The sequence below is a fragment of the Thiosocius teredinicola genome, assembly GCF_002009425.1.
GTDB lineage: Bacteria > Pseudomonadota > Gammaproteobacteria > Chromatiales > Chromatiaceae > Thiosocius > Thiosocius teredinicola.
The window spans coordinates 1,542,069-1,563,671 of the sequence record NZ_CP019936.1; the positions used below are offsets into that span (position 1 = coordinate 1,542,069).

10 protein-coding genes are annotated in these 21,603 nt (G+C 61.4%); 3 read left to right on the forward strand and 7 right to left on the reverse strand.

The features are described from left to right. Positions 1-70: 70 nt before the first annotated feature. The 6 genes from B1781_RS07575 to B1781_RS07600 all read right to left on the reverse strand — a co-directional run bounded on the left by B1781_RS07575 (position 71) and on the right by B1781_RS07600 (position 14,378). Positions 71-1,747 (reverse strand): methyl-accepting chemotaxis protein, encoded by a 1,677-nt coding sequence (locus tag B1781_RS07575; RefSeq protein WP_078119078.1) that lies wholly within the window; start codon positions 1,745-1,747, stop codon positions 71-73. Between the two features lie 148 nt (positions 1,748-1,895). Then, entirely contained in the window at positions 1,896-4,001 is a 2,106-nt protein-coding gene (locus B1781_RS07580; protein ID WP_078119079.1) for a putative bifunctional diguanylate cyclase/phosphodiesterase, read from the reverse strand. Positions 4,002-4,239: 238 nt separating this feature from the next. Beyond that, positions 4,240-5,058, reverse strand: coding sequence for a hypothetical protein (locus tag B1781_RS07585; RefSeq protein WP_078119080.1), 819 nt, complete (start codon positions 5,056-5,058; stop codon positions 4,240-4,242). A 299-nt stretch (positions 5,059-5,357) separates the two neighbouring features. Next, complete coding sequence (locus tag B1781_RS07590) at positions 5,358-6,008, reverse strand: response regulator (protein ID WP_078119082.1); 651 nt, start codon at positions 6,006-6,008, stop codon at positions 5,358-5,360. Next, positions 6,008-7,105 carry an ATP-binding response regulator gene (locus tag B1781_RS07595; protein WP_164513298.1) on the reverse strand — a complete coding sequence of 366 codons (1,098 nt, stop codon included), beginning with the start codon at positions 7,103-7,105 and terminating at the stop codon, positions 6,008-6,010. The genes B1781_RS07590 and B1781_RS07595 overlap by 1 nt, the downstream gene beginning before the upstream one ends. Before the next feature lie 13 nt (positions 7,106-7,118). After that, positions 7,119-14,378, reverse strand: coding sequence for a PAS domain S-box protein (locus tag B1781_RS07600; protein WP_078119085.1), 7,260 nt, complete (start codon positions 14,376-14,378; stop codon positions 7,119-7,121). Positions 14,379-14,683: 305 nt separating this feature from the next. Here B1781_RS07600 and B1781_RS07605 point away from each other — a divergent pair, with 305 nt between their 5' ends. Then, positions 14,684-16,894: a methyl-accepting chemotaxis protein gene (locus B1781_RS07605; protein WP_078119086.1), complete on the forward strand. Its 2,211-nt coding sequence runs from the start codon at positions 14,684-14,686 to the stop codon at positions 16,892-16,894. Positions 16,895-16,903: 9 nt separating this feature from the next. Here B1781_RS07605 and B1781_RS07610 read toward each other — a convergent pair whose 3' ends face one another. Beyond that, complete coding sequence (locus B1781_RS07610) at positions 16,904-17,665, reverse strand: IclR family transcriptional regulator (protein WP_078119087.1); 762 nt, start codon at positions 17,663-17,665, stop codon at positions 16,904-16,906. Positions 17,666-17,953: 288 nt separating this feature from the next. On the opposite strand from B1781_RS07610, the gene B1781_RS07615 reads away from it, so the two are divergent. After that, positions 17,954-20,191 (forward strand): phosphoketolase family protein, encoded by a 2,238-nt coding sequence (locus B1781_RS07615; protein WP_078119088.1) that lies wholly within the window; start codon positions 17,954-17,956, stop codon positions 20,189-20,191. Further along, positions 20,170-21,567 (forward strand): four-carbon acid sugar kinase family protein, encoded by a 1,398-nt coding sequence (locus B1781_RS07620; RefSeq protein ID WP_334223911.1) that lies wholly within the window; start codon positions 20,170-20,172, stop codon positions 21,565-21,567. The genes B1781_RS07615 and B1781_RS07620 overlap by 22 nt, the downstream gene beginning before the upstream one ends. The last annotated feature ends 36 nt before the right edge of the window (positions 21,568-21,603 follow it).

Below are 21,603 nucleotides of genomic sequence, written 5' to 3' on the forward strand. Positions count from 1 at the left end.
GTCGGCGGCTGATGCGATGGCGTAATCCCGCGGGTCACATCGAGCGGCGAGCGCCTCGCCGCGCGTCTGCTCAGTGTGTATCCGACGCCTTGTAGCCGATCCGGAAACCACCCCAGTGGCGTCCCTGCAGTACGATGGGAACCGACATATCGTGCATGATCTCGCCGGTATCCCGCTTGTAGGTCTGCAGCAGGAAGGATTCCGTATTCTTGCCGCAGCGGCTGCCGGTGCGATCGGTGAACAACCGCTTGGTACGGTTGTTGACCAGGTCGGTCTGGTAGTCGCCGGTCAAAGGCTTGCTGTAACGCTTGTTGTGCGTGGGGAAGTAGCCGTTGTTGTCGACTGCACCGGCGTACAGGATAAAGCCGTTCTCCTGCAGGATGGGTTCCTGGATCGCCGGCAGCACCTCGTCGGTGAAACGGTCGAAGCGCGTCTGGTACTTCGTCGGATTGGTGTTGGGTATCTCTTTATAGTCGCGGTCCATCAGATCGGCGAGGCTGAGCCTGCCGCTTGCGATGGCATTCTCAAAGGTGGCGATGATCTTCTTCACCGCATCGAGCGCGATATGGCGTACGCGATCGTGCACCGTGTCGAGTTCGAAGTGCGCGATGCTTTTGTAAACCGTCTCGGCTGTGTCGGACAGGTCGAGCGCGTGTTCCGAAACCGTCTGTACTTCCTGCTCGGTCTCGGTCAGGGCAATCTCCATCCGGCTCAGTGACTCGGAGATCTCACCGATGCCGCTGACATGTTCTTCGACCGTGGTGGCGATCATGCCGATATCGTTGGCTGATTCTTCAGAGTAGCCGTTGATGCCCTGCAGCACGGTGCCGACACCCTCGGTATCGGTCACCACCGATTCGACGACTTCGGCGAGGCTTTGCATCGTCTGCACCGATTCGTTGACTTCCTGATGGATGCTGGCGAGTTTTTCGCCGATTTCGCGGGTGGCCTCGGTCGTCTTGCTCGCCAGTTGGCGAACCTCGTCGGCGACGACCGCGAAACCGCGTCCGTGTTCGCCGGCGCGTGCCGCCTCGATCGCTGCGTTGAGCGCCAGCATATTGGTCTGTTCGGCGACGCCGTCGATCAGTCGGGTGATCGTCTGGATCTCTTCCGAGCGCGCCTGCAGCTGGCCGAGCGAGTTGGCGCTGCGTTCGGTTTCGGCGCGCACGTGATGGATGCGTTGTATGGCACCGAGAACGGCCGATTCACCCTTGGTGCTGGCGTCGCGCGTGGCATATGCCGAATCGCGCGCATGTTCTGCGCTCTGCGACATCGAGCGGGTCGTCGCTTCGATCTCTTGCGAGGTGGTGCCGATGGTGTTCGCGTGGCGCACCTGGTCGGTCATTTTCTTGCGCAACTCGTCCGCGGAGAATGACACCTGGGCGGAGGCGATTGCGATCCGGCTGCCGCGTTCGGCCATCTCCCGGGCGACGTCGGTGGTCTTGCGCTGCAATGCGACAACCGCATCACGCATGCGCTGACAATGCGCACTGCGCACATCTTTCATCTCTTCGGCAAAGCGTTTGAAGTCTTCCTTTTCAACGCTTTCCTCGACCGCATCGGCGAGCTTTGCCAACGGCCGAGTGACCCCGATCGAGAAAACCGCCAGGCCAGGCAGCATGGCGCAGACGGCGATGAGCGCCACCAGCAGGGCAGACGGCAGGGTGTCGATGAGCAGGTAATGAACTCCGTAGGCCATACCGAAACCGAGGACGACCGAGGCGATGAAATGCGGGAGATAGATCATGGCGAATTATTTTCGTATCGGGAGAAACTGGAGCCTGCTCACATAGGCGGCAATTCGGTGACGTACTTGAGAATCTTGAGGAATCGTTCGCACCGGCTGGTTGCGCGCGTCGGGAACCTCGGAAATCGCTGCGTGACCGGCCGATCCTTTAGATGGGTTGCTCGACCAGGCGCAAGCCGTTGGTGCCATCGTCGGTGCACAGCTCGAGAAAGTTTTCGCTCGACCTTTCGAGGATCGCCGATGCCGGCATCGGGCGACCCAGCAGATAACCTTGCAGGATATCGCAGCCCAGTGATTTCAATGCCTCGCCCTGCCTGGACGACTCGACACCTTCGGCAACGACCCGGCAATCGAAGGCATGTGCCATCTCGATAATGGTGCCCAGCAGCATGGTGTCTTTGCGGTGCTGCAGCATGTCGGCGACGAACACCCGGTCGATCTTCACGCAGTCGATCGGCAGTTTCTTCAGTGAGGCGAGGGATGAATAACCGGTGCCGAAGTCGTCGATGGCGATGCGCACGCCGATCGAACGAATGCGCTCCAGCGTCGAGCAGACCGCAGTGCCGGTCTGCAGTACGCTCTCGGTCACCTCGAGTTCGAGCATTTCGGGTGGCAGGCCGGTTTCCTTCAGCACCTGGCGCACCGTGTCGTAGAAGGCGCAGTTCTCCAGTTGCCGCGGTGAGATGTTGACTGCGACCGGCAGCGAGACATTGCTGTCGCGCCGCCATTGGGCCGCCTGGCGGCAGGCGGTGCGCAATACCCACTCGCCGATCTGATCGATCAGGCCGACGCGTTCTGCGACGCTGATGAACTGATCCGGCGGTACCATGCCGCGCACCGGGTGCAGCCAGCGAACCAGGGCTTCGGCGCCGCACAGGCGGCCGCTGGCGGTATCGATCTGCGGCTGGTACAGCAGCACCAGTTCTTCGCTGTCGATTGCGCGCGCCAGGTCGCGTTCTATCTGGCGGCGTTGGTCGTTTTCGGTCGTCAGGCGAAGCTCGTATCGCTGAACCCGGTGCTTGCCGCCTCGCTTGGCCGCACGCATGGCCGTTTCGGCAGCCTTGAGCAGCGTTACCGCGTCTTCACCGTCTTCGGGGTACATGGCGATGCCGATGCCGGCGGTGATGCGTACGCGTTTGCTGCCGAAGCGCGCCGGTTCGGCGAGCACTTCCAGGCAGCGCCGGGTCAGCAGGTCGATGTCTTCCTGGCTCTCGACGCCGCCGATCAGCAGCGCAAACTCATCGCTGCTCAGGCGGGCCGCAAAGTCACTGCCGCGCAAGGTCGACGTCAGGCGGGCCGCGACGCTCTTGAGCACCATGTCGCCGATGTCATGGCCCATGGAATCGTTGATGTCTTTGAAACCGTCGAGGTCGAGGTGTACCAGCGCGAACCGGCAGTTGGCCCGGCTGCAGCGTTCGACCATCTTGGGCAGGCGCTCGGTGAAATGCGTACGGCTGCCCAGCCCGGTCAATTGATCGTAGAACGCGAGTTGATGGGTATGGTCGACCAGCGATTCGAGCTGGTTTTGATGATCTTCGAGCGCGTCGCGTTGCTGCTGGATCTCCTGCAGCGCCGATTCAAGGCGTGATTGGGTAGCCAGCGACGCAATGTACTGCCGCACGATGCGCTGCCCCTGGACGACCGCGAACCAGGCGAATGACAACTGCATCGCCAACAATACCCAGCCGGCCTGCAGACCCATCACCGCGGCGGCGCCGGTGAGCACGATGATCGGCAACCACAGCAGCACGATGAAGCGCTGCCATAGGTTGCGTTCGACGGTATAGGTGCTGAAGCCGCCGGCGGTGACGCCGAGCGTTGTCATCAGCGCCAGTTGGGTCGTCCAGGCAACCCCGTCGAGAAACACCATCATGCCGACCATGATTCCCCAGGTGGTTGCCGTGATGTAGACCGTGGTCAGGTAGCGCGTGACCCAGGTGCGTTGCCCATCGTCGTCTGCCTGCATCAGGCGGTTGCCGACGTACATGCGGTAGGCCGCCAACACGGCAAGGCCGAGAAACAGCGCCGCGACGACCGGCCAGTGGGTGATGAATCCGGGGCTGATGAACAGAAACAGCAGCATCACCGCCGGCATGAACAGCGGCAGGACGCCGGTACGCTCGGCCAGGTGGCGCACCGCCAGGGCGCGAACATCTGCCACGGCATCGTTGTTGAATCCTGTCTCGAGCCAGCGTTCAGCGGCCGCGCAAGCGGATTGCATGTCGATGTTTTGTTGCAGGTTGCGCGCGTTCATTGTTGTGCTGCCCAAAAGTAGGTGCTTGTTGTTGCTGGCCCGTTATCTAACGATGTCGGTCTCTACCCGTATTGTTCGGCGAATGTTGTCGCATCCGCATCGGGAAACCCCTGAATGCGTAGGTATAATTTCCTTATTCATCCAACGCCGCTGCCCCCGCGCCTTGCCGCCCTAAACGACGGGGCGCCGATACCTCGCGGTACGGCGCCCCTGGCGATCCGCAACTGCGCTTGAAGCGTCAGGACGATAAGACGTTGGTCTCACCCGGGCGGCGGGTGGCGGTACCGCGCCACTCGATGCGGCCGGCCGCTTCGGCCAGTCGCTTGGCGATCCATGACTGAACATCCAGGCCGTTCTGGTGGCCCAGGTGGCAGTCGAAGTTGTCCATCCAGATGACGACGCCAGAGTCGGCTTCGGTCAGCTGTGCCTGAACACGTACGCGCTGGTCGCTCCAGCGGACGCTGCCGGTCAGCACCAGTTGCACACCCATCGACATGCGGATGTGTTCGATGTCATCCGCCGGTTCGACAGGCGGAAAAGCCCCTTCGGGCGCCACCAGGTGAAAATTGGTGTCGAGCGCCAGCGATCTGCGTATCTCGGTAACCAGGCCTTCGCAGAAATACAGGTCTGCGGGTTGTTCGCTGAGGCATGAGAATGATCCGACCATCAGCTTCGGGCCGGTCAGTGACAATGGGCTGCCCGACGGAGGGCCGGATATCTCCTCACGCCGCTCGATCCCGATCAGCAGGCTGTCGGTCGGCAGGCTGAGGCGAATCGGGTCGCGCCATCCTTCGGTGACATAGTAGTTTTCGAGTCTGCGGCGCAGCTCGTCCATGTTGACCGGTTTGATGCCGGCGTCGCTGTCATCGGTAGACGCGCCGCATAGACGGGCGAGATCGTCGGCGCGTGCTTCAAACGCCTTGACGCGACCTGCCAGGGTCTCGGTGACGAGGTGGCGTAGACACGCCGCCATCCGGAACGCATTGCGGAATCCGCTGCTGTTGAGAACGCGATCGAGTTGTGCGAGGACATCCGTTTCGAATTGTGTGCTGCTCATGGTAACGATCCCGCTGTTGAGTGGCCGGCAAAAAAAGGGACGGTCCGACGCTGATCCACAGCGGTCTGGTGCTCGCTCTTCACACATCCCGCGCGCCAGGACCGTCCACCCAAGGAGAGACTGCCAACCCTTCCTGCTCTCAAGTTTCGGCCCTGGGGGCGTCCAGACGTATCGGAAATTCCCCGATCCGGGGCTTCGCAAACCCTTATTCGGGCGAGCTGCTGCGGCCATCATGGCCAAAAAGGGAACAAAACGATTAATTCAGCGCCTAAACCCGCTGAATCGGCAAAGGCACACCGTCAATCGTCGAGCGGCGTGATGCCTTGGCGGATGGCGTATTTGGTCAGTTCAGCGATGCTGTGCAGGTCGAGCTTGTCCATGATCTTCTTGCGATGGGTCTCGACCGTCTTGGTGCTGATGAACAGCCGCTCGGCAACCACCTGGGTCGAGTTGCCTTCGGCGATGAGTTGCAGGATCTCTTTCTCACGCGCGGTCAGCGGCGAGTCGCTGTTTTCATCGACGGCTTGCCCCTGGGCGATGTCAGACAGCAGGCTGCCGGACGCCTCCGGGCTGACGTACACCCGGTTCGAGCCAACCGCCCGCAACGCGGTGATCAGTTCGTCGAAGGCGTTCTCTTTGAGCAGGTAGCCGGATGCGCCGGCCTCGAGCATGCGTTTGACGTAGCGACTGTCGGAATGCATCGACAATCCGAGCACCTTGATGCCCGGCATCATTGCCACCAGCTGGCGAGTTGCCTCGATGCCGTTCAGCTCCGACATGGCGACATCCATCAGCACGATGTCGGGTGTCAACTTCTTCGCCAGCTTGAGCGCATCGCGGCCGTTGTCCGCTTCGCCGATAACCTCGAACTCAGCCGCATCATCGAGCAGGCTGCGCAGTCCTTCACGCAGGATCTTGTGATCATCCACAATCAGAACTCGGGTCAACATCAGCCACTTTGCTCCGTATCTTCTACCGGAATACTTAGCGTCACGACGGCACCGCCTTTGGATTGCACTGCCAAGGTTCCGCCGAGCATGGACAAGCGTTCGCGTACACTGAACAGGCCGAAGCCGCCGCTCTTGCTCTGCTCAAACATGTGTTCCGCATCGAAACCCGCGCCGTCGTCGCTGACCGCTACTACGAGTTCAGCCGGTTCCGAGCGCAATTCTACCTGAGCATGTCGGGCGCCTGCATGCTTGACGATATTGATCATGAGTTCACGAATGGCCTGAAACAGAAACACGTTGATGTCTTCGCTCAAGCCGGCATCGCCACCGTCCGTTTTCACCTCACAGACGATGCCTTGCGGTTTCATCACCGATTCTGCGAGCCATTCGAGCGCCGGTGCCAGCCCGAGTTCGTACAGAATTGGCGGGCTCAATTGAATCAACAGCGTGCGCATTTCGCCGACAGCGGTATCGATGGTCTGGTTCAGGTCATCGAATGCGCGGTGTTGCGCCGGATCGGTCGCCGCGCGCAGGCGACCCAACTGGATCTTGCTCAACGTCAGGCGTTGAATCGGCCCGTCATGCAGTTCTTGAGCAAGTCTTCTGCGCTCGCGTTCTTCGGTCACCGCCATGTCGGCGCTCATCCGTCGCAGCTTCTGGGTGCGTTCGCGAACGCGCTGTTCGAGACGCTCGTTCTGATCCGTCAGTTCTTTGCGCGCCTGGCGCAGGGCCAGGTGCGTGCGGATGCGGGCGCGCACCGTCGCCGCGCTGATCGGCTTGGTGATGTAGTCGACGGCACCCAGGTTGAGACCGTGCGCCTCCGCATCGACATCGTCCTTGGCGGTGAGAAAGACGACCGGAATATCGCGCGTGGCGGCATCGAGTTTCAGACGCCGGCAGGTTTCATAACCATCGATACCGGGCATTGCGACGTCGAGCAGTATCAGATCGGGGAGGGGGCCGCTGGCCACGCGCTGCAGTGCCTCTTCGCCGGTCTTGGAGACGATGACCCGATAATCGGTTTGCAGAATGCTGACCAGAATATCGAGATAGCTCCGCTCGTCATCGACGATCAGGATCGAATGTTTTTGCGGCATGGCGTTGATGTGATTATCCGTCCGCGTTGTGCAGTGATGGTAAGCCCAGGGAGCGGGCCAGCTCTTCGAGGGCCTGCTTCGCTTCGAGGAAATCATAACCCTCAATCAGATCGGCCAGTTCGGCATCCGCACCGCGTGCGCTCTCAGGCAGAGCCTGATGGATACGCTGCAGGCAGGCGAGCGCTTCGGCATCGCCGGCATCGAGCAATTCGGCAAGCTGCACGAACAAGGCGTGCAGTTGTTCTTCATTCAGCACCTTGCCCGGCGCCGAGCGTGGCGTCGATGGCGCCGGTTCGTGTTGCGCAAGGTAATCGTGGATGGCGACGAAGGTATTGGAGGCCGCTTGTTCGAAATCGGCGAAGGCCTCTACGTGCTCGGTATTCGGCTGATTCTTGATCAGGTGCTCCAGGCGACTGGTGGCACCAAACAGCCAACGTGCACCGACGTTACCGGCGACCCCTTTGAGGTTGTGCAGCAGGCGCTGTGCTTCATCTTCTTTGCCGCCGGTGAGCAGCCGCGGAAGACGGGTGGCACAGTCGCGATAGCGGTGTCTGAAATCATTGAGCAGCTTTTGATAGAGCGCTTGGTTGCCGTCCACGCGGCGGATACCTTCTTCGGCATCGAGTACCGACGGGCGGCGCACCTTGGCGGCACGATCCCGCGTCGTTCGGCTGTTGCGCGGCGAGTCTTCGAGGTAGTGCTTTAAGACCTGGTACCAGCGCGCGGGATCGATCGGCTTGGTCAGGTGGTCGTTCATGCCGACGGCAAGGCAGCGATCGCGATCGCTGGTCAAGGCATGTGCCGTCATGGCGATGATCGGCGTGTCGGTGATCTGCATGTCCTGGCGGATGCGGCGCGTGGTCTCCAGGCCATCCAGCACCGGCATCTGAATATCCATCAGCACCAGGTCGAAGTCGCTGACGGCAATCTGTGACAACGCCTCTTCGCCGTTCTTGGCGACGCTGACATGCAGGCCGAAGGACTGCAGGATCTCGCGCGCGATCTGCTGGTTGATGGGGTTGTCTTCCACCAGCAGGATGTCGCCGGCCAGGGGTTCGAGGCGTATCGCCCGCAGGCCACCGGACTCCTGGTCGGCGAGGCTCGGCAGTTGCCCGGTCTGCTCGAGCAGGGTGCGCGCCAGGGGAAGCGCGCGTACCGGCTTGGCGACGACCGCGATACGCGAGCGGTCGAATTCGAGCTGCATCAAGGCTTCACGTCCCGTCGTTGTCGTCAGGATCACGACCGGCGTGTCGTCGAGGCCGAACTCGTCGCTGATCTCGCGCAAGGCGTCGAACGGATCGCCGTGATCCATGTCGCCGCTGAGCAGCAGGATGTCGACCTGTGCGGTTTGCTGCTCCTGCATGCACTGGTGCAGCTGTCCGATCAACTCGGCCGGCGAGCTGAACGCACAGACTTCGGCCCCCATGTTCTGCAGCATGCGGCTCAAGGCATCGCGTGTTGCCGTGTGGTCTTCCAACAGCACGGCCTTGACTGAAGCCTGCGGCGTTTCGACGTCGTCGCCGGTCAGCGGTTTGAGCGGCAGTTCGAATGCAAAGACGCTGCCCTGGCCGGGCTGGGAGCTCGCACTGATACTGCCGCCCATCAGTTCGACCAGTTGTTTCGAGATCGCCAGACCAAGACCGGAACCGCCATAACGGCGCGTCACGGAGGCGTCGGCCTGGGTAAAGCTCTCGAACAACTGTTCGAGCCGTTCCGGCGCGATCCCGATCCCGGTATCGCGCACCGCGAAGCGCACGACCTCTTTTCCCTTGTCGTTCTTCGCACTGTCTATTGTCAGCAGGATCTCGCCTTGATCGGTGAACTTGATCGCGTTGTTGACGAGGTTGCTCAACACCTGGCCGACACGTAATGAATCGCCGACGAACTGGTCGGGCAACTCGGCGGCGACGTCGTAGATCAGCACCAGGTTCTTTTCTTCGGCACGCAGGGCCACGACGTCGGACAGGCTCTGTAGCACTTGGTCCAGCGAGAACGGCGCCTGTTCCCATGCGATCTTGCCCGCTTCGATGCGCGAGAAGTCGAGAATGTCGTTGACCAGGCCGAGCAGGGCATGCGACGAGCTTTGGATCTTGTCGATGTAATCGGCCTGTTTCACATCGAGCTCTGTCTTCGACAGCAAGTGGCTGAGGCCGGTGATGGCATTCAGCGGTGTCCTGATCTCGTGGCTCATGTTGGCGAGAAACTCGCTCTTGAACCGGTTGGCCTCTTCGGCCATATCACGTGCCTCGGCGAGCTCGCGCTCCATGCGGAAGCGGTCGGTCATATCCAGCTGGCAGGCGAGGATGGCGGGCTGACCGCTGAACTCGATCGGGATCGACGAGATCAGGGAATCGACCAGGCTGCCGTCGGAGCGTTTGAACACCACCGGCATGCTCTCGACGAATCCCTGCAGTTCCAAGGTCTGCAGCACCTTGTTGCGGTCTTCGGCGTGCGCATAGAACGTCTTGACGTTGCGCCCGACCAGATCGGGGAAACCGGAGTCGGCCGATGCACGTGCGTTGGCCAGCATGATCTCGCCGTCGAGGCGCGTCAGGATGATGGTCAACGGTATGGTATTGAGTATCTGTTTGAACTGCGCCTCGCTCTTGCGCAAGGCGGCCTCGGCCTTGACCCGGTCGGTGATGTTCAGGCTGGTTGCCAACACCGCAGGGTGGCCGTCGTACTCGACGTGCAGGGCGGAAACCATCGCATGGATCTTGTTGCCGCGATAGGTGCGGAACTCGACTTCCATGTCGCGCACATTCTCGCCGCGCGTGAGCGCCTTCAGCAGCAGCTTGCGCGTGCGTTTGTCGGCATAGTAGTCGACAACGTTGCGGTTGACGGCGGCGTTGTCGACACCTTCCGGCAGTTCGAACATCGTACTGGTGTGGGGGTTGGCATACAGCACCCGGCCATCGAGTGCGGTGATACCGACGGCAACCGGCATCGTGTCCAGAATGGAACGCAGTTGCTTTTCCTTGCGTTCGAGTATGGCCTGCGCGTCTTTGCGGTCGGAGATGTCGGTCATGACATCGCCGATGTACTGCGGCCTGCCTTCCTGGTCGCGGATCAGGAAGAAGCTCTCCAGTGTCGGGAAGCTGCTGCCGTCCTGGCGCATGGCGAGCAGTTCACCGCGCCAGGTGCCGTGCGCCATCAGCGCCGGCAAGATCTCGTCATCGAACCGCTTGACGACTTCGGCCGGATAGAAGCGTTTGAAGCTCATTCCGTACGCGTCGTCGTCCGAGCGCACGCCCAGCATCCTGCGCAACGCCGGGTTCATATAGGCGACCCGGGTATCCATGCCGGACATGCCGAGTCCCTCGGTGGCGTTTTCTGCGAAGTGGTTGAAGATATGCAGTTGGTCTTCGGTCTCGCGGCGTTCGGTAATGTCCTCGTTGGTGCTGATGAGGTGCGTGATATTGCCGTCGTTGTCGCGGATCGCGCCGGCACTCACCGCGGCCCAGAAGATGCTGCCGTCTTTGCGCCGGTGCGGCAGATCGCCATGCCAGGTGCCGCCGGTGCGCACCGCACGCCGCATCTCGACCAGCCGCCGCCGGTCGCTGCTGTCCGACAGCAGCATGCGTGCGCTCTTGCCGATCACTTCGTCGGGTTGGTAGCCGGTCATCGGCACCAGGCGCTCGTTGACGTAGTCGACAGTGCCGTCGATATCGGTGATGACCACCAGAATCGGTATTTGTTCGAGTGCCAGGTAGAGACGGTGTAGTTCGACCTGCTTGGCGGCGAGCGCCAGTTCGACGCGTTTGCGCTCGGTGATGTCGAGCGCGGTCACGATGAGGCGATGTACGCGGTTGTCACCGTCGCGCAGCGGCGACAGGTTTGCCAGCCACCAGGTGTCGCCGAGGTGGGGCAGGGTCAACATCCCTTCGTGAACGATCGAGCGGCCTTCTTCGATGGCATGGCGATACATGCGAACCAGCGGTTCGACGAGAAACGGCGGCAGGGCCTCATCCGGCGTGCGGCCGATCATCTCGCTGACCGGCTTGTTGGTGATCTTCTCGCAGTACGGATTGCCGGCGGAGTAGGTGAGTGTGCCGTCGATGCCGACGTCGACCGCGTACACGGCGGCGTCGATGCCGGCAAAGATACTGCGCAGGAAATCCTCGCTGGCGGCGCGTGCCGATTCGGCTTCGCGCAGATTGGTGATGTCGCGCAGCACGCCGGCGCGGCGAACCGGTTGGCCATCCGACCAGGCGACGACACTACCGCGTGACTGGACATCGGCATAGCCGCCCGATTTGCGCCGCACGCGATATTCGAGTGATAGCGGTTTGTCGGCATTTTGCCGCTGGTGCGAGTGCTGGCCGACGCGCTCGTCATACAGCTTGCGATCCTCTGGATGAATCAACGACACCCAGGCGGCATGGTTCGTGGGTACTTCGTCTTCGTCGTAACCGAGATGCAGGAACAGTCCCGGGCTGAAGAAGCGGTCACCGCTGATCAGGTCCCAGTCCCAGATGGTTTCGGACACGCTGCGGATCGCCAATTCGTAGCGTTCCTCGGCTCGACGCAGGCGTCGCCGTTCACGTTGCAGGCTCAATGTCCATGCGGCGAGAATCAGCAAACCGATCATGGCGAATGTGGCGAGCCGCAGCAGGTGTTCCTGCCCGCCATTGTCTGAATAGGTATCGCGCAACCAGCGTGCCGTCACCTCGTAGCGTTTGGCGGGCGGAATTGCATCCACCGCCTTGCTCATGATGCTCAGCAACTCGGGTTGCCCGTTGAGCACGCCGAAGCCGAGTTTCATCGTCAACGGCAGTTGTCCGATGATATGCAGCTTGGTGAAGCCGCCCAGCCGCAGGTGGTAGTCGCTGAGCATCGGCGTCGACACAAACGCGTCGTAGTCGCCGCGGTTCACCGCGGCCAACGCGGCCTGCACGTTTTCAACGAAGTAAAACTCGATGTTGGGGTAGGCGCGGCGCACGGCATCGACGTAGCCATAGCGATCGATCATGACGATGCGCAGGTCGGCGATCTCGTTGAGGTCTGAAACGAAGGCCTGTCGCTCGCGGGTCATGGTCACAGCCAATGGCACTTCGAGATACGAGGGCGTGAACTGGTGCGTTGCGGCCAGCTCGGCGGTCTGCGGCACATCCGAGATCACGTCCACTTCACCGGTGCGCGCCATCTCCAATGCGTTGCCCCAGGTGCCGCTTGGAATGCGTTCGAAATGCAGGCCGCTGCTGGTTTCGATCAACTTGAGGACTTCAGCGACAACCCCGATGTACTCCCCCTCTTTGGTGAAGGCCTCGAACGGCAGCCAGTTGGGATCGCCGGTGAAACGCACCAAGGGGTGGTCGCTTATCCAGCGTTGTTCGTCCGGGGTCAGCGTCAGTTGCGGCTGGTCGTCGGCGAGCGTGGATCGGTGGGTAAGCCAGCGTTGTTGAAGCGTGGCGAACTGTTGCGGGGTGATACTGTCCAGCGCCTTCTGCAGGGCACTTGCCAGCAGTGGGTAGTGCTTGGAGACACCCATCCGCAACTCGGTGTTGCGCAGCGGCACCTCCTTGGCGACGAGTTGCAGGCCCTTGATGTTTTCGCGATCGATCAGAAACGCAGCGATATCCACGCTGCCGACGAACGCATCCGCTTTCCCCTGGGCGACCATCTGCAGTGCGTCCAGCGGGTCGTTGCCGTACAACATCTCCAGGTTCGGGTAACGGTAGCGTAACAACTCGGCATCGGCGAAACCTTGTGGGATCACGATGCGGCGGCCGCGCAGTTTGCTCAGATCATCGAGGTGCGCGTCGCTTTCGCGCACCACGATGCCGACCGGTGCGGCCGCGTACGGTGCGGTGAACAGGTAACGGTCGAGTCGCTGTGGGGTTTGCGCCATTGCCGTGGCCGCATACAGATCGCCTTCGCGGATGGCGTTCAATGTCGCCGGCCAGCTCTGTGAGTTGTCGACGACGATCTTCACGCCGAGGCGTTGCTCGACCAACGCGATCAGGTCCGCAGCGATCCCGCGGTGCCGGCCGTCGGCATCACTGAACTCGAACGGTGGCCAGTCGGTGCCGCCGCCGATCGTGATCACGGGATGCTCCTTCAGCCACGCCTGTTCTTCCGCGGTCAAGGCGACGAGCGTATCCGGGGATTCCGCTGCCGGCGCATCGCTTCGCTGCGGCCGCCTCTGCGCTCCCTCGATCGGCTTCAGGTTCTGCGAGACATGTTCGATGCTGAAGTCGTAGGTGCGTCGCGTTTTGTTGAATGTCTTGGACAGGGCGCGATAGTCGATCTGTTTGGGGTCGTGCAACAGGCGTCGGAACTCGGCGAGGTTGGCCGGCGTGATCGCGTAGAGGTTGCTGCGCAAATCGGCGGCCTGGCTGATGAAATCGTGGCCATTGAGATAGTCGGTTACCATGATCAACGCCAGTGCGCCGTCCAGTACGTGTCCGCCGATGCTCACATCGACAAGGCCGCGCTCCATGGCCTCCAGCGATTCCGGTCGCCAGTCGATGCCGCCGAACACCATCGGGCGGGTTAAACCCATTTCATGCGCCGTTTGCGCGGCAACCAGCGCCGAGTCGTCGGTTACGCCCCATACGACATTGATGTCGGGATTGGCGCTGATGGCTGCCTTGAACAGTGCAGCGACGTTCTCGGCATGCGGTGCCTGTTGCACCGTGACCAGCGAGGCGTCGGTGCGGTCCTGGGTAACGTCGATCAGGGCACGCAGCCGGCGGTTGAGCGACAGTCCGCCGCCGTCGCCGCTGAACGCCAGGATACGCGGTTGTTCGATGCCCTTGCGCCGAGCTGCGTAGAGCAGGTCGTTGGTGAGCTGCCGACCGGCGCGATAATCGTCTGTCGCCAGCGTGCCGATCCAGTGACGGTAGGAGACTCGCGGCGCCAGCGCCTCGTTGCGCAACAGCGTATTGACCAGAAAGATCGGTATCTGCGCCCGCTCGGCAATGCGGACCATCTGTTCGCCGTTGCCGTCGAAGTCGGTAAAGATGATGGCGTCCGGCCTTTCTTCGACGGCAGTCTGGGCCTGCTCGATCATTGTTTCCGGTCGGTTACCGGCGTCGATGATGGTCAGTTCGACTCCTAGGTCGTCGGCGGCAGCCTCGAGATAGGTGCTGAATCGACTCCAGAAAAGGCGATTGTGCGGGCGGAAGGCATAGATCTTCAGCGGCTCGGCTTGCGCTGCACCATTGCCGTTGCGATCGGCCGATGAACCCGGCTCGGCATGGGCCGTGAGCGCCGCCACGGCCAACAGCACAGGCAGCGAAAGTCGCAAGAAGGTACGGACAATATCCATATGATGTTTCTTTCCCGCCCGCCGGGTGAACGCCTGTCACCCGGAACGCGGTTCTGCCTGATCAGCCCCGAGTCTTCACGCCGAACGTACGCAGGACCGCAGGTACCGCAAAGGTCTCGTTTAAACGTTTCGTAATTGTAGGTTATTCAATGCCATAGGAAGGCGGGTGGTGGTTTTTTATCGTTCTGTCAAGTTTAGCCGCACAGGTCCGTTAATGCTTATACATCGTATGGTTTTGTGCGCACATGCCGCGCTCGCTTACTTCGCCGGCAGGTGCGACTTCATATTTGAGGGATAACTAAACAATGAGCCTTCGAACCAAGATGTTTGCCGCATCGGCGGCGATCGCATCGATTCTGGCGATATCCGGGCTATGGATTCACTCGCTTTGGTCGCAATCCGAACTGATCGCCGACAGCGCCAGGCAGCTCGTCGTGTTGGATGCGCTCGGCCATGAGTTCGAAAGCATCGAACACGGCTTGTTCTTGACCGCGGAAGCGGGTGCTGAACAACACTTGCAGGATAAGGCCGCGGAATTTCAGCAGGGGCTCGATAGGCTGGCGGCGGGCCTGAAACAGATCGGCATCGATGCGGAGGCGTTGTCGGCGATACGCAGCCACGCTGCGACGTTCGTCGAGGTGGCGGCCGAGGTTATTACCCTGCACAAGCGCATCGGGCTTGATGAAAGCCAGGGATTGCGCGGCGAGCTACGCACAGCGGTGCATGACATCGAGGATGCGATACCTGCGGCCGACAACCCGGCGATCCTGGCTGGCGTACTGCAACTGCGGCGTGACGAAAAAGATTTCATGCTGCGATTCGACGACAAGTACATCGCGCGATTTGCGCAGGACCTCGAAGCCACGCGTAGTCTGCTCGATCCCTCACAACATGCCCGACTCGATCAATACGCAGCCAAGTTCCGAGCCTACGCCGATGCTCGCAAAACGCTGGGCCTGACGGCTACCGAAGGTCTGCTCGGTCAGTTGCATCATGTTTCCGGCGAGTTGGATCAAACCATCACTGCGCTGGGGAGTTCTCTGGATACCCATCTCGAAGACGCCGCCCAACGTTCGCGTTTCATGCTGGTCGCCAGCTTGGTCGCCGTCGTGCTGGTTGTGATTGCGGCCAACCTATGGAACGGCATGTCGATCACACGGCGGATCTGTGTCGTCAACAGGCAGCTCAGCGACGTGGCGAAAGGCGAGGGCGATCTGTCGCAGCGTCTGGACGTGCAGGGCAATGACGAGATCGCGACGCTGGCGGCGTCGTTCAACCAATTCGTTGCGACGATCGATGGCGCGCTGCGCAGCACCAGTCTCGGTGTGGCGTCGTTGGGCACGACCGGCGATCAACTGTCGGGTGCCGCGACGTCGACGCGTCACGGCATGGATGACCTGCAACAGAACACGCATGCCGTGGTCGTGGCTATCGAGGAGCTTTCGGTGACGTCGAAAGATGTCGCATCGAATGCGGCTGCGGTTTCCGATTCTGCTCGACGCGCCGACGAAGAAGCGCGCGAAGGCCAGACTCTGGTACACAAATCGATGCAGGCCACCGGTCGGCTGGCCGACGATATGGCGCAGGCCGCCGATGCGATCCGCGAACTGCGCCAGGAGTCGGACAATATCGGCAGCATCCTGGACGTTATTCGCGGCATCGCGGACCAAACCAACCTGTTGGCGCTGAATGCGGCCATCGAGGCGGCGCGCGCCGGCGAGCAGGGCCGTGGCTTTGCCGTGGTGGCCGACGAAGTGAGAACGCTCGCGCAGCGTTCGCAACACTCCACCGAAGAGATTCAAACACTGATCGAAAGGCTGCAGACCAAGTCCGAACAGGCTGTCGAGATGGCCGAACGCGGCCAGTCTCAGGTTGTGGATAGCGTCGAAGATGCGACCCGCGCCAATGAGTCGTTGGCACACATTACCGAATCGGTCGGCAATATCATGTCGATGACCCTGCAGATCGCCACCGCGGCCGAGGAGCAGTCGTCGGTAGCCGAAGACATCTCACGCAACGTGGCGTCGATCGACGGCCTGGCCAAGAACATCCTGTCGCATTCCGATCAGACCTTCGATATCAGCGCGAAGGTTTCCGAAGTGCTCGCCGCCGTGCTACGCGAAATGTCGAAGTTTCGCTTCAGCAACGGCGAGGCCTTGGTGCTGGCACAGGCACGCTCGGCGCACCTGGCGTGGAAGTCCCGCTTGCGGGCCTATCTCGACGGTCATGCCCACTTGAGCGAAGAACAGGCGGTGTCGCATACCCAGTGCGACCTCGGCAAGTGGTACTACGGTAGCGGCATTGAGGACTTCGGCAGCATGCCCGAGTTCAAGGCACTGGAACCGCCGCACGAAGAGATTCACAAGCTCATCAAAGAGGTCATTACGCTGCGCTCAAAAGGCGATACGCACCGGGCCGAGCAGCTCTACCAGCGTGTCGTCGACCTGTCGGAACAGATCATTCACAAGATCGACGACCTCGAGCAGCGGGTAGCGCACAAGGCGTCGGCTGCCTGAGTCGTCAGGTCACAGGTGGTAGCCGAGTTTGGCGGATATCCGCTGTCCGGCGTCGAGCATGTCCTGGACCCATTCCATCCGGCGCCGCTCGATCGGCGCCGATACCGAAAGTCCGGCCGCGACGTTGCCGGTGCTGTCGTGCAGTAGTACGCCGATGCAGCCGACGTCGATCTCTGCCTCTTCATTATCCAATGCATAACCCTGTTCAACCGCCTGCCCGCACTCATCGAGCAGGCGCGGCAGCGTGGTGATCGTATTGCGCGTGTAGGCGGGCAGGTTAGTGCGGTGCGCATAGCCGCGGATCGCCTCGTCACCGGCTGCACCCAGCATCAACTTGCCGACCGCGGTCACGTGCAGCGGCGCGCGGCTGCCGACGATCTGCTGTACGTGCATCATCCGGTTGGGCGTGGCCTTTTCCAGATACACCACCACGTCGCCCTCGCGGATCGTCAGGTTGATCGATTCACCGAACTTGTCGCGCAGGCTCTCCATGACCGGCAGGGCGATCGAACGCAGGTCGATATTGCTGTGCATGCGTGCGCCGAGCTGCAATAGCCTGAGGCCGAGACGATAACGCCCGCCGCTATCGCGTTCGACGAAGCGGTTGTCGATCAGAGAGGCGAGGATGCGGTGGGTCGTCGAGGCATGTAACCCCGTTTCTGCGCTGAGCACCTTCAGACTGACCGGTTCCGGATAACGGGCCAGGGCGTCGAGCAGCGCGGCCGCACGGTCGATGACCTGAATCCGGGGTGAGTTTTCTTTATCTGTCATGTCCGCGCCATCTCACAATCTGAAATCGGATTGCCATTTTGCTGCTCTGCGGTTGTCGCAGCGTCGACGTGGCCAAACATAGCAGAAGATTTCATATTGTGAAATAGAATGCGTATCTAGGCCGCAATATAAAATATGAATGTTTTCAACGCCATTCGAAACACGTGCCTTTGCGCTTCTTGATATTCCGTATTATGAAATAACTCCTGTATTGCGAAAAATCGTTCGCCTGTCTTAACTTCGCCTCATCGGCCTCGGCCACGCCACGTCAGAACCAGGGAGACAGCAATGAGTACACCGGCAGAACAGATCTTCTCGACCAATACCGATTTCCGCGACGGCATCCTGCACTTCGCCGACAACACGGCAGGCATGGAGTCCAACGGTCGCTCACCGGTCATCGGCGAAGGCCAGACCAAGATAGATTCGATCGACGCTGCTGCGGTCTACCAGACACAACTGGTCGCCGACGCCTTGCGCTACACGACGCTGCAACTGTGTGCGTCGAAAGAATCCGGGCACCCGGGTGGGTTTGCGAGCAGCGCCGATGCCTATGCCGCGCTGACCATGCTCGGGCATACCAATATCGTGACCGAGGTCGGTCACCATGCACCCGGATTCTATAGCGCCATGTTCCTCGACGGCTCGCTCGAGGAGATGGATATCCATTGTATGAGCGATCTGCAGGCGCGTTTTCGTGAGCGCGGCGGCTTGCTCGGCCACCTGTCCGGCGCCATTCCGGGCCTGCTGGCGCCGGCCGGTCCGCTCGGTCAGGGTCAGCACTTCGCGATGGCCGGTGCCTACCTGAATCGCGACACCCTGTTCCCGTGCACGATCGGTGACGGCGGTCTTGGCGAACCCTACATCCTGTCGGCGATGAAGCACTTCCACACCAGCTACCCGGAGGTCACCAACTTCCTGCCGGTGCTGATCTGGAACGGCTACAGCCAGGAACACCACTCGATGGTGTCGCTGATGAGCAACCAACAAATGACTGCCTATTGGCAGGCGCATGACTTCGACAATGTCGTGTTGATCGATGCCAAGGACTTCGACGACGCCGGCCAGAACGGTGCCTATGTCGACAGCACTTTGTTCGGCGACGCGGCACGCTCGGCCTTTAGCCGCGCGGTGCTCGAAGGCGCCAAGCAGGCAGCCGATGCGGCCATGTCCGGCACCTTGTCGGTATTGATCATCAAGCAGCTCAAAGGTGCGGGCGTGCATGCCCACGGTGCCAAGTCGCATAACCTGTACCCGGGCGACAACGCCGAGAAGGCCAACATCGCCGAAGCCTTGCAGCGCCGCGCGCTGTCGGCCGATGCCTGGCAGTTGGTGCGTACCAACATGCAACGCGCCGGCGGCGGTCCGGCCGGGCGCACCGTTGTTACCGAATTCGAACGTGAGCTGCCTGATATCGGCGAACTGCCACAACAGGCCTTCGCGGTTGGCGAAAAGGCGGTGCCGGCAACGGCGATGGCGCACATGGTGGCGGCACTCGGCAAACGCGATCCGATGTTCGTGGTGACCAACGCCGACGGCAATGAGGCGTCGAACATGAAGCCGATCAACGAGGCCCTGATGATCCGTCACCCGACCGAGGATGCCTTGTACAACCAGGGTCCGAGCGGGCAGGTGTATGAACCGCTCAACGAAGATGCCTGTGCCGGATTTGCCTCGGCGCTGGCGCTGTTTGGTGGCCGCTCGCTGTGGCTGTCGTACGAGAGCTTCGCGATCAACGGCTGGCCGATCGTACAGACTGTCGGTCAAGCCATGGCCGAGCTGCGTCGCAAGACGCCGGCGACCGTGTCGATGTTCACGGCCGGTGCCTTGGAGCAGGGCCGCAACGGTTGGACTCACCAGCGTCCGGAGATCGAAAACTACATCGGCGGCCAGATGCGCAACGGCAACGTCTATCTGCTGTACCCGGCGGATGCGAACATGATGCAGGCGGCCTATGCCTGGTCGGTCGATGCCTGCAACAAGAACATCAGCATCATTGCCTCGAAATCTGCCTTGCCGGTGTACACCATGCCTGCGCAGGCCAGGCAGGCCATTGAGGAAGGTGCGGTTGCGCTGTACGAATCGGAAAGTGGCGACAAGGGTATCGTGGTGTTCGCGGTGACCGGCGACATGATCCTGCTGCCGGTGTTCGAGGCCAAAGACCGACTCGAAGCCGACGGCTACCGCGTGCGCATTGTCAGCGTCGCCAACCCGCGCCGCCTGTACCGGCCGGGTGATGTTGCGTGGCAACACGCATCTCAGCCGGATGATGCCTTCATGGGCGATAGCCGGTTCGAAGATCTGTTCGGTGGTGATGCACTGATCGGGGTGAGTGGCGGCGGCACGGTGGCGCTCGAAGCGGTCATGCTGCGCAGCAGGGCGCCGGCGCGTGAACTGTTCGGTTGGCAGCGTGGCGAGACCACGGCGAGCCCCGGTGAGATCATGGCGTTCAACGGGATCACGGCGGACACGCTGGCCGGGCGGACGACCGCGGCGCTGACTGCATGTCGCGGATCGAAAGCCTGAACGGAGCGGATATGCACACCGACAGCACATTGAAGATCGTCGCGATCGATGACGACCCGACGGGTTCGCAGACGGTACACAGCTGCCTGCTGCTGACCCGTTGGGGCATCGATACGCTGACCGCCGGATTGCTCGACGACGCGCCGCTGTTCTTCGTGTTGAGCAACACCCGTGGCATGGGCGCAGAGCAGGCGGCGAATGTCACGCGCGAGATCTGCCGCAACCTGCACGACGCGGTGGATCGCCTTGCACGACAGGGCAAGTCGATCAAGTTGGTGGTGGTCAGCCGCTCGGACTCGACATTGCGCGGTCACTATCCGATCGAGACCGACGTGATTGCCGAACAGATGGGGCCGTTCGATGCGCACTTTCTGGTGCCTGCCTTCATCGATGGCGGGCGGATCACGCGCGACAGCACGCATTATCTGATCGTCGACGGCGAGCCGGTGCCGGTGCATGAGACTGAGTTCGCCAAGGATTCGGTATTCGGTTTCTCGACCGCCTACCTGCCGGACTATGTCGCGGAAAAGACAAGCGGTCGAATCAAAGCCGCCGATGTCGAGCGTTTTGTGCTCGACGATATCCGCGGCGATATCAGCGGCAGGTTGCGCGCACTCAGCGGAAACACCTGTTGTGTTGTCGATGCCGAGACGCAGGCCGATCTCAATCAATTCGCGCGTCAGGTATTGGCAGTGGCCGGCGAGGGCAGGCGTTTTCTGTTCCGCAGCGCGGCCAGCTTGTTGACCGCACTGGCCCAATTGCCGCCGCAGCCGGTCGTGGCCAACGAGATGCACCGCTACGTGCGCAACGCCAAGCCGGGCGTCGTGCTGGTCGGATCGCATGTCGAAACGACGAGTCGGCAGTTGCACTACCTGACCGAACATACGGATATCGTGCCGGTCCATGTCGATCTCGATGCATTGCAGCAGGATGCGGATGCCTTGTTCGATCGATTGTGCATCGAGGTGAAAGCCGCCATTGGTTCCGGGCGTAGCGCAGTATTGTTCACCAGTCGCGGTGAACGCCAGTTCGCGAGCAAGGCGGAACGCCTGAGCTTCGGTGAATTGGTCTCCGGATTCCTGATGCGACTGGTGCAGGCCTTGCCGCGTGAAATCGGTTTCCTGATCAGCAAGGGGGGTATCACGTCGAACGATACCTTGAGCATCGGCCTGGCGTTGAAAACCGCGCGTGTACTCGGCCAGGTGCGGGCAGGATGCTCGGTGGTCGTCTGCCCGGAGGATCATCCGCGCTACCCGAAGCTGCCTGTGGTGATCTTTCCCGGCAACGTCGGCGGTGAGTCTGCGCTGGCAGATGCCTTCGCCACCCTCACGCGGCAGACGCAGACCGCCGGCAGTAAAGATGTTGCGTATGCCTAGCGCGTTGTTCGTCGGGTGGCCATTGCTTGCCCGGCG

Coding starts and splice junctions, on each gene's coding strand:
- B1781_RS07575 (WP_078119078.1), bottom strand. CDS start 1,747: ATGATCTATCTCCCGCATTTCATCGCCTCGGTCGTCCTCGGTTTCGGT.
- B1781_RS07580 (WP_078119079.1), bottom strand. CDS start 4,001: ATGAACGCGCGCAACCTGCAACAAAACATCGACATGCAATCCGCTTGC.
- B1781_RS07585 (WP_078119080.1), bottom strand. CDS start 5,058: ATGAGCAGCACACAATTCGAAACGGATGTCCTCGCACAACTCGATCGC.
- B1781_RS07590 (WP_078119082.1), bottom strand. CDS start 6,008: ATGTTGACCCGAGTTCTGATTGTGGATGATCACAAGATCCTGCGTGAA.
- B1781_RS07595 (WP_164513298.1), bottom strand. CDS start 7,105: ATGCCGCAAAAACATTCGATCCTGATCGTCGATGACGAGCGGAGCTAT.
- B1781_RS07600 (WP_078119085.1), bottom strand. CDS start 14,378: ATGGATATTGTCCGTACCTTCTTGCGACTTTCGCTGCCTGTGCTGTTG.
- B1781_RS07605 (WP_078119086.1), top strand. CDS start 14,684: ATGAGCCTTCGAACCAAGATGTTTGCCGCATCGGCGGCGATCGCATCG.
- B1781_RS07610 (WP_078119087.1), bottom strand. CDS start 17,665: ATGACAGATAAAGAAAACTCACCCCGGATTCAGGTCATCGACCGTGCG.
- B1781_RS07615 (WP_078119088.1), top strand. CDS start 17,954: ATGAGTACACCGGCAGAACAGATCTTCTCGACCAATACCGATTTCCGC.
- B1781_RS07620 (WP_334223911.1), top strand. CDS start 20,170: ATGTCGCGGATCGAAAGCCTGAACGGAGCGGATATGCACACCGACAGC.